12 protein-coding genes are annotated in these 12,906 nt (G+C 56.7%); 5 read left to right on the forward strand and 7 right to left on the reverse strand.

Translation table 11 applies throughout. The features are described 5' to 3' along the window. Window positions 1–132 precede the first annotated feature (132 nt). From dgcB to ACX3YD_RS01405, 4 genes are all read left to right on the forward strand, one after another. Window positions 133–2,082 carry a dimethylglycine demethylation protein DgcB gene (gene dgcB / locus ACX3YD_RS01390; protein ID WP_458959120.1) on the forward strand — a complete coding sequence of 650 codons (1,950 nt, stop codon included), beginning with the start codon at window positions 133–135 and terminating at the stop codon, window positions 2,080–2,082. Next, on the forward strand, window positions 2,082–3,302 hold the full coding sequence (gene etfA, locus ACX3YD_RS01395) for an electron transfer flavoprotein subunit alpha (protein ID WP_090466685.1): 1,221 nt from the start codon (window positions 2,082–2,084) through the stop codon (window positions 3,300–3,302). Before dgcB ends, etfA begins: the two co-directional genes overlap by 1 nt. Before the next feature lie 15 nt (window positions 3,303–3,317). Continuing rightward, window positions 3,318–4,088 carry an electron transfer flavoprotein subunit beta gene (etfB, locus tag ACX3YD_RS01400; RefSeq protein ID WP_458959121.1) on the forward strand — a complete coding sequence of 257 codons (771 nt, stop codon included), beginning with the start codon at window positions 3,318–3,320 and terminating at the stop codon, window positions 4,086–4,088. A 114-nt stretch (window positions 4,089–4,202) separates the two neighbouring features. Continuing rightward, window positions 4,203–4,769 carry a GNAT family N-acetyltransferase gene (locus ACX3YD_RS01405; protein ID WP_103404173.1) on the forward strand — a complete coding sequence of 189 codons (567 nt, stop codon included), beginning with the start codon at window positions 4,203–4,205 and terminating at the stop codon, window positions 4,767–4,769. 929 nt (window positions 4,770–5,698) lie between these two features. Here the strand turns inward: ACX3YD_RS01405 and gbcA are convergent. Then, window positions 5,699–6,994: a glycine-betaine demethylase subunit GbcA gene (gbcA, locus tag ACX3YD_RS01410; protein ID WP_458959122.1), complete on the reverse strand. Its 1,296-nt coding sequence runs from the start codon at window positions 6,992–6,994 to the stop codon at window positions 5,699–5,701. Window positions 6,995–7,289: 295 nt separating this feature from the next. On the opposite strand from gbcA, the gene gbcB reads away from it, so the two are divergent. Further along, on the forward strand, window positions 7,290–8,390 hold the full coding sequence (gene gbcB / locus ACX3YD_RS01415) for a glycine-betaine demethylase subunit GbcB (protein ID WP_103404170.1): 1,101 nt from the start codon (window positions 7,290–7,292) through the stop codon (window positions 8,388–8,390). Window positions 8,391–8,463: 73 nt separating this feature from the next. Here gbcB and ACX3YD_RS01420 read toward each other — a convergent pair whose 3' ends face one another. The 6 genes from ACX3YD_RS01420 to ACX3YD_RS01445 form a co-directional block, all read right to left on the reverse strand. After that, on the reverse strand, window positions 8,464–8,934 hold the full coding sequence (locus ACX3YD_RS01420; RefSeq protein ID WP_458959123.1) for a hypothetical protein: 471 nt from the start codon (window positions 8,932–8,934) through the stop codon (window positions 8,464–8,466). A gap of 213 nt (window positions 8,935–9,147) precedes the next feature. After that, window positions 9,148–9,639 (reverse strand): hypothetical protein, encoded by a 492-nt coding sequence (locus ACX3YD_RS01425; RefSeq protein ID WP_458959124.1) that lies wholly within the window; start codon window positions 9,637–9,639, stop codon window positions 9,148–9,150. Window positions 9,640–9,773: 134 nt separating this feature from the next. After that, window positions 9,774–10,157 carry a hypothetical protein gene (locus ACX3YD_RS01430; protein ID WP_458959125.1) on the reverse strand — a complete coding sequence of 128 codons (384 nt, stop codon included), beginning with the start codon at window positions 10,155–10,157 and terminating at the stop codon, window positions 9,774–9,776. A 376-nt stretch (window positions 10,158–10,533) separates the two neighbouring features. Next, window positions 10,534–10,920, reverse strand: coding sequence for a hypothetical protein (locus ACX3YD_RS01435; RefSeq protein ID WP_458959126.1), 387 nt, complete (start codon window positions 10,918–10,920; stop codon window positions 10,534–10,536). Beyond that, window positions 10,917–12,395, reverse strand: a complete 1,479-nt coding sequence (locus tag ACX3YD_RS01440; RefSeq protein ID WP_458959127.1) for a hypothetical protein — start codon at window positions 12,393–12,395, stop codon at window positions 10,917–10,919. Before ACX3YD_RS01440 ends, ACX3YD_RS01435 begins: the two co-directional genes overlap by 4 nt. After that, window positions 12,392–12,877, reverse strand: coding sequence for an Hcp family type VI secretion system effector (locus tag ACX3YD_RS01445; RefSeq protein WP_103404165.1), 486 nt, complete (start codon window positions 12,875–12,877; stop codon window positions 12,392–12,394). The genes ACX3YD_RS01440 and ACX3YD_RS01445 overlap by 4 nt, the downstream gene beginning before the upstream one ends. Window positions 12,878–12,906: the final 29 nt, after the last annotated feature.

The raw sequence follows: 12,906 nt of genomic DNA on the forward strand, positions 1-12,906 counted from the left end.
TGAATTTGAAGGCGCCGCGTTCTTTCAGACCGCGCGCGTCATCGTTAACGACCATCGCGAGCAAGCTCGCTCCTACAGGGGGTCGAGCAAAGCATCCAGGTAGTTAAGCCCGAGGTCTTTGGGAGCTTCACCATGTTGAACACCCTTCTTCCAATCCTGTTGTTCGCTGCCCTGGGCCTTGCGGTTCTGGGCGCGTTGCGGCGGGTGTCCATGTGGCGCCGGGGCCGGGCCTCGAAGGTCGACCTGATCGGCGGCCTGTTCGCCATGCCCAAGCGTTACATGGTCGACCTGCACCACGTGGTGGCGCGGGACAAATACATTGCCAACACCCACGTGGCCACGGCCGGTGGTGCGGTGGCGTCCATCGTGCTGGCGATTCTGGTGCACGGTTTCGGCCTGCATAACCGCATCCTCGGGTACGCACTGCTGCTGATGTCGGCGGTGATGTTCGTCGGTGCGATCTTCGTTTACCTGCGTCGACGCAACCCGCCGAGCCGTTTGTCCAAAGGCCCGTGGATGCGCCTGCCGAAAAGCCTGCTGGCGTTCTCGGCGTCGTTTTTCCTGGTGACCCTGCCCGTAGCCGGCATTCTTCCGGAGCACTTCGGCGGCTGGCTGTTGGCGACGATCCTCGGCATCGGCGTGCTGTGGGGCGTATCGGAGCTGTTCTTCGGCATGACCTGGGGCGGGCCGATGAAGCACGCCTTCGCCGGTGCCCTGCACCTGGCCTGGCACCGTCGTGCCGAGCGTTTTGGTGGCGGTCGCTCCACGGGCTTGAAACCGCTGGACCTGACCGACCTGTCGGCACCGCTGGGCGTGGAAAAACCCAAGGATTTCACCTGGAACCAATTGCTCGGTTTCGACGCTTGCGTGCAGTGCGGTAAGTGCGAAGCGGCGTGCCCGGCCTTCGCCGCCGGCCAACCGCTGAACCCGAAAAAGCTGATTCAGGACATGGTCGTTGGCCTGGCGGGCGGCACCGATGCCAACTTCGCCGGCAGCCCGTATCCGGGCAAAGCCATCGGCGAACACGCCGGCAATCCCCATCAGCCGATCGTCAATGGTCTGGTGGATGCCGAGACCCTTTGGTCATGCACCACTTGCCGCGCCTGCGTCGAGGAGTGCCCGATGATGATCGAGCACGTCGATGCCATCGTCGACATGCGCCGTCACCTGACCCTGGAAAAAGGCGCGACCCCGAACAAGGGCGCCGAAGTCCTGGAAAACCTGATCGCCACCGACAACCCCGGCGGCTTTGCACCGGGCGGACGGATGAACTGGGCGGCGGACTTGAACCTCACTCTGCTCAGCGAAAAGAACTCCACCGACGTGCTGTTCTGGGTCGGCGACGGTGCCTTCGACATGCGCAACCAGCGCACCCTGCGCGCGTTCGTCAAAGTGCTGAAAGCGGCCAAGGTCGACTTCGCCGTGCTGGGCCTCGAAGAACGCGACAGCGGCGACGTGGCCCGACGCCTGGGCGATGAAGCGACCTTCCAGTTACTGGCCAAACGCAACATCCAGACCCTGGCCAAATATCGCTTCAACCGCATCGTCACCTGCGACCCGCACAGCTTCCATGTGTTGAAAAACGAGTACGGCGCCTTCGACGGCAACTACCTGGTGCAGCACCACAGCACCTACATGGCGGAAATCATCCAGGCCGGTGCGCTGAACCTCGGTCAGCACAAGGGCGACAGCGTGACCTATCACGACCCGTGCTACCTCGGCCGCTACAACGGCGAGTACGAGGCGCCGCGCGAGGTACTGCGGGCGCTCGGGATCGAAGTCAAGGAAATGCAACGCTCCGGTTTCCGCTCGCGCTGCTGCGGCGGTGGCGGCGGGGCACCGATCACCGACATTCCGGGCAAGCAACGGATTCCCGACATGCGCATGGAAGACATCCGCGAGACCGGCGCCGAACTGGTGGCCGTGGGTTGTCCACAGTGCACGGCGATGCTCGAAGGGGTGGTCGAACCCCGGCCGTTGATCAAGGACATTGCCGAACTGGTGGCTGATGCGCTGCTCGAAGACCAGGCATCGAGCAAGCCGTCCACGCCAGCCAAACGTGAACCTGCGGAGGCCCACTGATGAGCGACATTATCCGCCGCGACCCTCGGGCCGAATGGATCGCCCGAAACCGGCTGCATCCGCTGCACGCCGCCATGCAGCCGGCGCAACACAGCTGGATGGGGCCCAATGGCGTCATCCGCAAGAACCCCCATGGCATCGGTTTTATCGGCCCCAATGGCATCAAGCGTATTGACCGCAGTGGCGCGCAACAGGGTGGCGCGACCAAGCGCTCGGCCGCCGTTGAAGTGCAATTGCCGCTGCATCAAGTGCCGGCGCCAGCGTTTTACATCAGCGTTGTGCCGGACATGGTCGGTGGCCGCTTGAGCAGTCACGACCGCGACCTCCTGGGCCTGGCCCATCAACTGGCGGGCAAGGATGGCGCGGTGTTGGCCGTGGTCTTTGGCGAACATAAAGAGAGCGCCTTTGCCAGTGCCGGCGTCGATCGCCTGCTGGTGCTCGAGGGCGAGGAATTCAGCGGTTATGCACCGGAACAACGGGTCCAGGGCCTGCGGGCTGTGGATAACCAGTTCAGTCCGCGTCACTGGTTGCTGCCGGACAGTCGTACCGGTGGCGGCGAACTCGGTCGCCGTTTTGCTGCGGCATTGGGCGAGCGCCCGGCCACGCGGGTCTGGCAGGTCAAGGATCAGGCGTGCATCGGCCGCGCCGGTGCGGGGTTGCAAGACCTTGCGCGTCCGCTCGCACGGCTGATTCTGGCCGCTGCCGAATGTGCCGAACCGGTCAGCGAAACCCGCCACGAAGCCCTGCCGGTGGAGTTATCCACAGCGGTTGCGCGCAGTCTGTCGCGGATCGAGGATCTGGGCGCGGTGGCGGTGGATCCGGCGGCGATTCCGATGGCCGAAGCGGAGTTCATCTTCTCCGGCGGCAACGGCGTCAAGGACTGGGGACTTTTCCACAGGACCGCCGAAGCCTTGGGGGCTACCGAAGGCGCGTCCCGGGTTGCCGTGGACGACGGTTTCATGGCCCGCGACCGCCAGGTCGGCGCGTCGGGTACCTGGGTCACTGCACGGGTCTATGTGGCGGTGGGGATTTCCGGGGCGATCCAGCATCTGCAGGGTATCGGTGCCTGCGACAAGGTGGTGGCGATCAACCTCGATCCCGGCTGCGACATGATCAAACGGGCCGACCTGTCGGTGATCGGCGAAAGCGCCGAGATTCTTCAAGCCTTGATCGCGGCGGTAGAGGCCTACCGCAACGACGCCAAGCGCGATGCGGCTTAAGGGAAGGAAAGGGTTATGAGCACGAAAATCATCAGCCTGGTGTCCATCGGCGCCCACCCGACGTCCGGCCGGCCACGTCGCGCCGAACAGGATGCACGTGCCGTGGAACTGGGTCTGCAGTTGGCTGGGGATAACTTGCAAGTGCTGCATGCCGGCGATGTCGCCGAGCCTGCGTTGCGCGCTTATCTGGGCATGGGGCTGGAGCAATTGCATGTCCTGGAACAACCCGAGGGCGCGGATGCGCTACCGGCACTGACCGCGTATTTGCGCGATGCCGGCGCTCAGGTGGTGCTGACCGGCAGCCAGGCTGAAACCGGCGAAGGCTCGGGCATGTTGCCGTTCCTGCTGGCTGAAAGCCTGGGCTGGCCGCTGGTGGTGGGGCTGGCGCAGGTCGAGTCCATCGATGGCAGCTCGGCGTTGGTGCTGCAAGCCTTGCCCCGTGGCCAGCGCCGTCGCCTGAAGGTTCGCCTGCCGTTCCTGGCCACTGTGGATAACGCTGCGCCCAAGCCACGGCAAAGCGCCTACGGCCCGGCCCGGCGTGGGGTGTTGCAGGCCAATGAAGTGGAAGTCGTTGACGATGAGCTGTTGGCGGTGGCGAACCTGCAACCGGCCAAGCCGCGACCCAAGCGCCTGAAAGTCATCAAGGCCAAGAGCGGTGCCGACCGCATGAAAGCCGCAACGGCCAAGGCCAGCGGCGGCGGTGGGCAAGTGCTCAAGGGCGTCACGGCGCAGGCGGGGGCTGAAGCGATTCTCAAGCTGCTGATCGAAGAGGGCGTGGTGCGCTGACACCACCCAGCCTCTAGCCGCAATACCCGGAAAAACACCCATCCCTGAGGCGCATTGCTGCGCCGTGAGCGCCCACTTACAACGGGCGCTCGATGATCTGTGGAGTTTTAATCAATGTCGGTTGAGTTTCGTTCGGCGGTACGCGCGGATGCGCGCGAGATTGCGCGTCTGTTCCAGATTTCCTCGGAAGGCGCTTCGGATTACATCTGGAGCCAGATAGCAGAGCCCGGGCAGGATCTGTTGGACGTTGGAGCCATCCGTTATGCCCGTGAAGATGTGGATTTTTCCTACCAGAATTGCCTGATCGCCGAGGCCGACGGGAAGGTCATCGGCATGCTGCACAGCTACGTGATGCGTTACGACCCGTTCGCGGCGCCAGTGACCGATCCGGTGCTGGCGCCGTACGCCACGATGGAAATCCCCGACACCCTTTACATTTCCAGCCTGGCGCTGCACGAGGGCTGGCGAAACCAGGGCCTGGGCAAGCAATTTCTCGCTTACGCCTACGACCGTGCCAATCGTCTCGGGCTTAACGGCCTGAGCCTGATCGACTACGCCGCCAACACCGGTGCCCGGCGCTTCTACGAGCGCCACGGCTTCCGTATTGTCGATACCTGCCAGATCACGCCGCATCCGATGATCCGGGTCACGGGCGAAGCCTATTTGATGTACCGGCCTTAGCGGGCCATCGCGACTTCGCATCGCCCCTGGGAGAGCTGCCAGGGGCGGTACAAAGTGGTCATTACCTGAAAAGAATATCCCGCCCGCAAGACGCCACCGAACATGATCAGGGCACTTGTGTGGATAAAGCCTGCCTGGTTCTCCACAAACTCTGTTAGCGCTTCTGTGGATAACATGTTCACCCCTCGCTGCAGCCCCTGAAAATAAAGCCGTTCAGCCCGTAGATCAAAAAACAATCAGCCTAAGCCATGGTTATCTCGAGAGTTTTCTGAGGATAAGTGTGAACGAGAAACAAAACTTGTCCCCGATCTCTGTTGGCGCTTCTGTGGATAAGATGTTCGCTTAGCGCTACAGGCCTTATAAACCGAGCCTTTCAGGTGTCTGATCAAAAATTGATCGAATGACCGTTTTTATCCATTCCACCTCCCGCAAATGCAGAAACTACAAGGCTTTCAGCGGTTTTCCACAGAGGCTCGGAAGTTGCCCCCAAAGTCTGTTGGCGCTTCTGTGGATAAGGTGTTTGCCATCCGCTACAGGCCATGTACTACGTGGCTTTCAAAGGTTTGGTTAAAAAGTGATCAGGCTCATCAGGAAACCGTGGTTCCGGATAAGTCACGGATTTTCTTCGGTTTCTGTGGAGAAAGTTATGCGCCTGTCCACAGTTGTCCCCATTTGCTGTGGGTGGAGATGTGGATAACTTGTTCGCGAAAGGCTGAGAGGCGCGCACCGTATAGCGCCGAACGAAATAGATCATATTTCGTACAGTTCTATATGGAAGAGGGTAATGGCGGGCGTAAAACGTCGCGAACAAGCCCCTGTAGGAGCGAGCCTGCTCGCGATGGTCGTGAACGGTAATGCGTTAAGCCAGATGCCCCGCGGCGTGCTCGGGTTCTTCGCGAGCAGGCTCGCTCCTACAGTGGGCGATGGCGTTAGCCTTGGACAGGGACGCCTTTGAGGTACGGCGCAGGCTCGGCCCCCAGATTGTTCAGCATCCGCTCGCTGTACCAATCCACGAAGTTCACCACGCCAAATTCATAAGTCTTGGAGTACGGCCCAGGCTGATAAGCGGTGGAATTGATGCCGCGCTGGTTCTCTTCGGCCAGGCGACGGTCCTGGTCGTTGGTGGCGTCCCAGACCTTGCGCATGCGCTCCACGTCGTAGTCCACGCCTTCGACGGCATCCTTGTGCACGATCCACTTGGTGGTGACCATGGTTTCCTGAGCGCTGATCGGCCACACGGTGAACACGATGATGTGGTCGCCCATGCAGTGGTTCCACGAGTGCGGCAGGTGCAGGATGCGCATCGAGCCCAGGTCCGGGTTCTTGATGCGGCCCATGAGCTTGGCGCAGCCTTGCTTGCCGTCCATGGTCATCGACACGGTGCCCTTGAGCAGCGGCATGCGTACGATGCGGTTACGCAGGCCGAAGCTGGCGTGGGCGTAAGGGATCTTCTCGGCTTCCCAGGCAGCGGCGGAGGCGGCGACGTGGTCCTTGAAGGCCTGGTCGGCGCGCGGGTCGGTGACGTCGTCCCATTCCAGCAGGGTTTTCAGCAGTTCCGGGTGCGACGCGTTGCAGTGGTAGCACTCGCGGTTGTTTTCCAGCACCAGTTTCCAGTTGGCTTTTTCCATCAAGGTGGTTTGCACCGCCACCTTGGTGTTTTCCATGTCGTACGGTTCCATGTAATGGCTGAGCGTCGACAGGAAGTCATCGATGGCCGGCGGATTATCCGACAGGCTGATGAAGATGTAGCCGCCCGCGGTTTTCACGTTCACCGGCTTGAGGCCGTACTGATTCATGTCGAAATCGGCGCCCATCTCGGTGCCGGCGAACAGCAGGCGACCGTCGAGTTCGTAGGTCCACTGGTGGTAATGGCAAACCAGTTTGGCGACCTTGCCCTTGTCGCTGGTGCACAGGCGCGAGCCACGGTGACGGCAGACGTTATGGAACGCGTGCACGACGCCTTCTGCACCACGGATCACGATGATCGGGTTCTTGCCCACTTGCAGCGTCAGGTAGTTGCCCTTGCTCGGGATCTCGCAGGTCATGCCGGCGATCAGCCACTCTTTCTGAAAGATTTCCTGCATGTCGATATCAAACAGGCGATCGTCAGAGTAAAACGGCTGCGGCAGCGAGAACGTGCGCTCGCGCTCTTGCAGCATCTGGGCGGTGGCCTTGCGTGCGGGTTCCAGCGGATCGCCCAGGCTCAGGGTAGTAGTGACGTCCATCGTTTAATCCTCAAGGCCATCTGCGTGGCCGGCGAAAGTGGCTAATCAGGTGTACTGCTCGGGTTTGCTACGCAAGGTGTAAAAGTTGTGTCTTGGTATGGGGCGAGTGTGGGGCCGGCGCTGGCCAGAACCTTATCCATGGGCGACATGGTGCAATCTGTTCCCGACGCGCAAGCCCCGGTAGTTGGGGGCTGGTCGCGATGAGCATGTGAATGTCGCAGATAGGTAAATGGGTGGTTCGCGCTATACGCAGAATCGCCAACATGAAGGCCGACAGTCGGCCGTGGAGATCAGCATGTCCAACAACTTCCTGAACCCGGTAACCACCCAGACCTGGGCCAATGGTCGGCACATCGTCCGTTGCGTCAAAGTCATCCAGGAAACCTGGGATGTGCGCACCTTTTGCTTCATGGCCGACCAGCCGATCATGTTCTTCTTCAAGCCGGGGCAGTTTGTCACCCTGGAGCTGGAAATCGAAGGTCAGCCGATCATGCGTTCGTACACCATTTCCAGCTCGCCATCGGTGCCCTACAGCTTTTCGGTGACCATCAAGCGCGTGCCGGGCGGCAAGGTCTCGAACTGGTTGCACGACACCCTGCACGAAGGCCAGGAGCTGGCGGTGCACGGGCCGGTCGGGCTGTTCAACGCCATCGACTTCCCGAGCCCGAAAGTGCTGTACCTCAGCGGCGGCGTGGGGATCACCCCGTGCATGTCCATGGCGCGCTGGTTCTACGACACCAACGGCAATGTCGACATGACGTTTATCCACAGCGCCCGCTCGCCCAAGGACATCATTTACCACCGCGAGCTGGAGCACATGGCGTCGCGGATCGACAACTTCAGCCTGCACCTGATTTGCGAGAAACACGGCCTGGGCGAGCCGTGGGCCGGTTATCGCGGTTACCTGAACCACAAGATGCTGGAACTGATGGCGCCGGACTTCCTCGAGCGTGAAGTGTTCTGCTGCGGCCCGACGCCGTACATGAACGCGGTCAAGCGCCTGCTGGAAAACGCCGGCTTCGACATGAAGCGCTATCACGAGGAATCGTTCGGCGCGACACCACCGGAAGCCCGCGCCGATGCAGTGGAACAAGCCGAGCAGGCCGCCGATGCACCGGAAGTCGACGCGGCCGATCTGCATGAAGTGGAATTCACTGCCTCCGGCAAGAGCATTCGCGTGGCACCGGGCGAGACCGTTCACGCCGCTGCCGCGAAAGTCGGCCTGATGATCCCGAAAGCCTGCGGCATGGGCATCTGCGGGACATGCAAGGTGCTGAAACTGGGCGGTGAAGTGGAAATGGAGCACAACGGCGGGATCACCGAGGAAGACGAAGCCGACGGGTTTATCTTGTCGTGCTGCAGCGTGCCGAAGGGGGATGTGCGGATCGAGTTCTAATCGCTACGCACTAACTTGCAGGAGCTGTCGAGTGAAACGAGGCTTCTGCAAGGTGTGGCGTATCAATCAGTATTCAAGAAATTTTCACGCCGAAAAAGATAGAGAACCTATCTAAAAGCCAGGCAATAAGGAAGCTGTACATCATGACTTTTTTGTACGGTTTTGAGTTGAAGCGCCTGTTGTAATTGGCGATCACGAGTGCCGTTGCCAATAATCCTGTCGCGTATAAAAGCATGACTGTTATAGGGATTGTTACTTTCCAGTTGCTGAATTCATACCATAAAGTTCGGCCGCGATGGAGGAAGTAAATGAATTTTATGTTTTGATAGTGGATTGCGCGGGCTGATATCGCGATTAGGGTTAAGGTGGAAAGAGTGAGTGTCAGGACTAATATGGATTGTAGTTTGATGGGGAGTTTATCTTGTGAAATATACCTGGCAGACTTTATTCTGTGTGTTGAGGTGGCTTCTTTTCTGGTTTTTGATGTTTGAATTTCATGTGGTGTATGGTATCTGATGCGTTTTTTTGTTTTTGATTTTTTCATCTATAAAATTATTCTTTGAGTCTGTGTAGTTGTGTCTGGAGTCTCAGGAGAGATGATTTTTACAATATTTAAAATAATTCAAGTTTTGAACGGTAAGTTTCTTTCTGCCACGGCGTGCCAAAGGGGACGTGTAGTTCGAGCTTTAACCGAATTCATTGAAAGTGACCAAGTTTTTGTGGGGGAGATCGATTGTTGATAATCATGCTGCATTGGTTATTCAAGGCTAACGCCGAAAAAAAGAGATAGCCAATGCAGGAATACTCCAATGATGAAGCTGTAAATGCATATCTTTTTATAAGCTCGTGAATCGAATTTGATGTTGTAATTTGCAGTCAGTATCGCTAGTGAAAGAAGGCATGTCGCCCATAAAAACAGTACGGATACCGGAAAAAATAAACTTAATCCTGTGAACTCGTGCCAGGGTATTTTTCGGCTGGGATAAGGGGTGGCTATTTTCTGGTTGTGAAGGGCGCGTATTGCAATTGCGATGAGAGTGAATGCGATCGAAGTAAAAATTAATACGTATATGGTCTGTGCTTTGGGTGACATTTTGTCGTTGTGTTTATTGATAGGGAGGTGGTTTTTTGATTTTTTTCGGTTTTTACTTGCACGTGCTTGTTTGGGATGGATGTTCGGAGCATGAAAGCTGGCAGTGTCTTTCGGGGGTGGCTTTGGTATTGAAGAATTTGGATCTGTAGTTCTCATGCGGTGCTCCTTAAAATAGTACGGTCGAATTGTATTAATTCAAATTCAGCGATCAAGCTCAGTCACGCCGTCACAGATGAGAAGTAGGTCGTAAGTTTGCGTTTTAATAATATTTCTAGTTGAGTGGGTTGGGTTTAAAAAAATAAGCCAGACTTTCCAATCGCAACAAGTGCTGCGAGAGTTGTAAAGAGTCCCCATGCTGCCCATTGTAAAATTGACAATTTCCGTTTTAGGCAAGGCGGGAAATTACGTAAATCCTCTATGTCGACACCGCCATGTTTAAGGTAGATTCCTGGAAAGGTGACTATTCCGGAAATACCACCCACCAACAAAAACTTTCCAAATGGACCTGCGTTTTTCAGCGGTGCGCGATTTGTTACTGCGGAACAGTTTTTGAGATGTGCCAACATCACATCTAATTTGGCATATGCCATATGCAGCGCTACTCCAATCCAAACAAACATGGATGTAATCACTATGGCGCACAAATAGCCAACAACCAATTGAGTGTTACTCATTTTGTATTCTCATAAATTATTTCCCCTGCGATTTCTACGCCTATCCTGCCTATAAGCCCTCCAGCAAAACACCCTACCCCGACCACAATAAGACTGCATATAAGAGTTCCCGCCCCGCCAGTTGGTACGCTCAATCCAGCGCAGACCCAGCCGAAGGCTGAGCCAATTAAGGTGGCGGAGGTTGTAGCGCCACCAGCGATTCATATTTTTGTTTCTGTGGTCGGTATAACAGTCCTTGCGTAGGATGTCAGTCGTGTAAATGTGATATCAGGCAGCGGCTCATTTAGATAACTTCTAGCTCAGTTGCCACTATCAACCCGGCCACCACGATTGGAAATCACCGAAAGTCTCACTATTTTCGACTCTTAAGATACGTTTAGACTAGGTCGAGTGTGACTACTGCCCAGAGGCCGAACATTAACGTAAGAAGTACCCAGCCGGCCCACTGTAAAATAACTAACTTGCGTTTAAGGTGAGTCGGAAAATTCCTGATCTCCTCAATGTTTACCCCTCCGTCGCGCAGATAAATCCCAGGTGTAGTTACGGCGCTCATTATTCCGCCAAGTAAAAATAATTTCCCCCACGGGCCACCGCTTTTAAAGGGGACTCGGATTGTTACTGCAGGAGAGTTTTTCAAATGGATTAACATTATGTCCATTTTCGTGTAGGCAAGATGCAGCGCAACGCCAAGCCAGACCGAAAGACCGCCGATATCAATTAGACCGACACACAAAAAGATTTTGTCAGCCGTGGTTAAACTCATTTATTTGCCTCGTAGATACGTTCTCCCAATGCTTCGCCAATTTTTTCTCCACCAAGTCCACCTATAAAAGAGCCAACTCCGACCAGGACAACGCCGCATAAAAGAGTTCCCGCCCCAGCCGTTGGCGCCCCGAGTGCAATACAAATAGCCGCGCCAGCAGAACCGGCTAAAAGTGAACCAGCGGCACCTCCGACCACAAAACCGCCTGCAAAACTTCCGGCTTCGGTAAATTTCACCTTTTTGCAGGCTTCTACGTTGCCTTCTGCGCACACTCCTTGGACCTTAATAGCTGAAGCCCCGCCGCCCACGGCGGTGCCGATCCATCCGCCATACTTAACGTACTGGGACGCTTTTGAGATTCCTTCAATATGGGCGGCATAGCCTGGAATTTGTCCAGCCGCACCGGCTTTTCTCCAGCGATGTACAAGGCTTTTGTTCGAAATGCCCAAAGCTATTTTCAGGTTGGGGTGATCGGGGAACCCGATGCTCTTTTTGGTCAGTCTAGTGAGTTGCGCGTCCAGCTTAGTAAGTAGGCGCTTACGTTCGGCATAAAATTCGGGGCTTTTTTTCAGCCTGCCTTCGGCTTGAAATGTCCGCGTGTGCAAGGCCTCTATTTCGCGAAGAATTATTCCAACGTCGTCCAAATGCTTGCCAAACATGGCCAAGCCAGCTCCGACCCCGAGTGACCCTTTTCCGACGTAGAAAGCTATGTCGTTATAGTGCTGAGCCATAAAGTCCGCTTCTTCCGGGCTGAGTGGTTCCAGCGCCTTATTTACCGTACTGGCGGCCTGCATCAACAACGCTTCCTCATAAGTACATTGCTGATTATTCGGATCACTCAGCACAATCATCGACCCGGCTTTTACTTGATCCAGATTCGGATTCAGGGTTTTGAATTTGGCGATGACGGCGGGGGAGGCGGAGCTGAACAGCTGGGCCTCCAGTTTTTCAGCGGTCGTGCTTTTGGGGACGATGTAGAAGCCCGGTTGCTCGGGCTCCGGGATGGGCGCTGGCCAGCGCTCGCTGGGGAAGAATTTCAAGTCGGGGACTGGGGGCGGCGAAGGGGCAGCCTCGAATGAGTTGGTTGTGTTGGCGGCATTCGTTTTGAGATTTTGCGCGTGAACATGCCTCAGTAAACGCTCGGAGTCCGGTTTCAATCCTGGTTGCGTGAGCCTTGAAGTTGGCATTCTTTCAATCGAATCGACGATCGCGTGCGGGCCTTTGCGCGTGACAACTTGCGATTGGATGAGCAGGTCACGCTGCTCTCGCAGCAACGCCTGTATGCCTTGTTCCGGGGTTTTTCGACCTTGAGCGACATCGTCGGCAATGCGCTTGGCGTACCAGGCGACTTCCTGATTGAACTGCACACGTGCCATGCCATGGGACAGGTGGCGTGTACTGAGGGTGTGGGCCTGCGCGATCAGTTTTTCTGCGGCGCCGTTGACGTCCCAGATGTCGTAACGGTTGGGGTTCATCCCTCTTCGCCCCACGAGCTGTAGCCGCTGGTGCCTGCTGTGTGGTGGGTCCAGGCGATATCACGGTAACGGATGGCGAGATGTTCCTGAGGTTCTGCATCGTTTTGCATAATCGCGTGAGGCACTTCAAACGTCAGGTCAACAATGACACCGCCACTGATCGAAACGGAATAAAACTTTTCCTTTTGACCGGAGGCAGACACGCGATAGAAACGAAGGGTGCATTCGATTTCTTCTCTCTTTGAGAGTGCCTGGGCCAGTAGCGGTGAGGATTTATCGATGGCTTTGGTGATGATGATCGGGCTGTGTGTGGATTTATTGATGTTCCCGATATTGGACATGTTGTGGTTGAAAGACAGCAGCATGATTTCATCGGTGTGCTCAGCCTGAAACTTGTTCCCGATGGACGCCGGGCTTGAGCAGCCGGCGGAGATGAGTCCTTGAATCTTTCCGGTGATGGTCATGTAGCCGGGGTTCGCCATGAGTAACACTCCTTGTAGACAAGGAGGCA

This window comes from Pseudomonas fluorescens group sp. PF-1 (assembly GCF_054481335.1).

What these genes read in the sequence shown, in the direction of transcription:
- ACX3YD_RS01425 (WP_458959124.1), bottom strand. Translation starts at nt 9,639, where the DNA reads ATGAGAACTACAGATCCAAATTCTTCAATACCAAAGCCACCCCCGAAA.
- ACX3YD_RS01435 (WP_458959126.1), bottom strand. Translation starts at nt 10,920, where the DNA reads ATGAGTTTAACCACGGCTGACAAAATCTTTTTGTGTGTCGGTCTAATT.
- ACX3YD_RS01405 (WP_103404173.1), top strand. Translation starts at nt 4,203, where the DNA reads ATGTCGGTTGAGTTTCGTTCGGCGGTACGCGCGGATGCGCGCGAGATT.
- dgcB (WP_458959120.1), top strand. Translation starts at nt 133, where the DNA reads ATGTTGAACACCCTTCTTCCAATCCTGTTGTTCGCTGCCCTGGGCCTT.
- ACX3YD_RS01445 (WP_103404165.1), bottom strand. Translation starts at nt 12,877, where the DNA reads ATGGCGAACCCCGGCTACATGACCATCACCGGAAAGATTCAAGGACTC.
- etfB (WP_458959121.1), top strand. Translation starts at nt 3,318, where the DNA reads ATGAGCACGAAAATCATCAGCCTGGTGTCCATCGGCGCCCACCCGACG.
- etfA (WP_090466685.1), top strand. Translation starts at nt 2,082, where the DNA reads ATGAGCGACATTATCCGCCGCGACCCTCGGGCCGAATGGATCGCCCGA.
- gbcB (WP_103404170.1), top strand. Translation starts at nt 7,290, where the DNA reads ATGTCCAACAACTTCCTGAACCCGGTAACCACCCAGACCTGGGCCAAT.
- ACX3YD_RS01430 (WP_458959125.1), bottom strand. Translation starts at nt 10,157, where the DNA reads ATGAGTAACACTCAATTGGTTGTTGGCTATTTGTGCGCCATAGTGATT.
- ACX3YD_RS01440 (WP_458959127.1), bottom strand. Translation starts at nt 12,395, where the DNA reads ATGAACCCCAACCGTTACGACATCTGGGACGTCAACGGCGCCGCAGAA.
- ACX3YD_RS01420 (WP_458959123.1), bottom strand. Translation starts at nt 8,934, where the DNA reads ATGAAAAAATCAAAAACAAAAAAACGCATCAGATACCATACACCACAT.
- gbcA (WP_458959122.1), bottom strand. Translation starts at nt 6,994, where the DNA reads ATGGACGTCACTACTACCCTGAGCCTGGGCGATCCGCTGGAACCCGCA.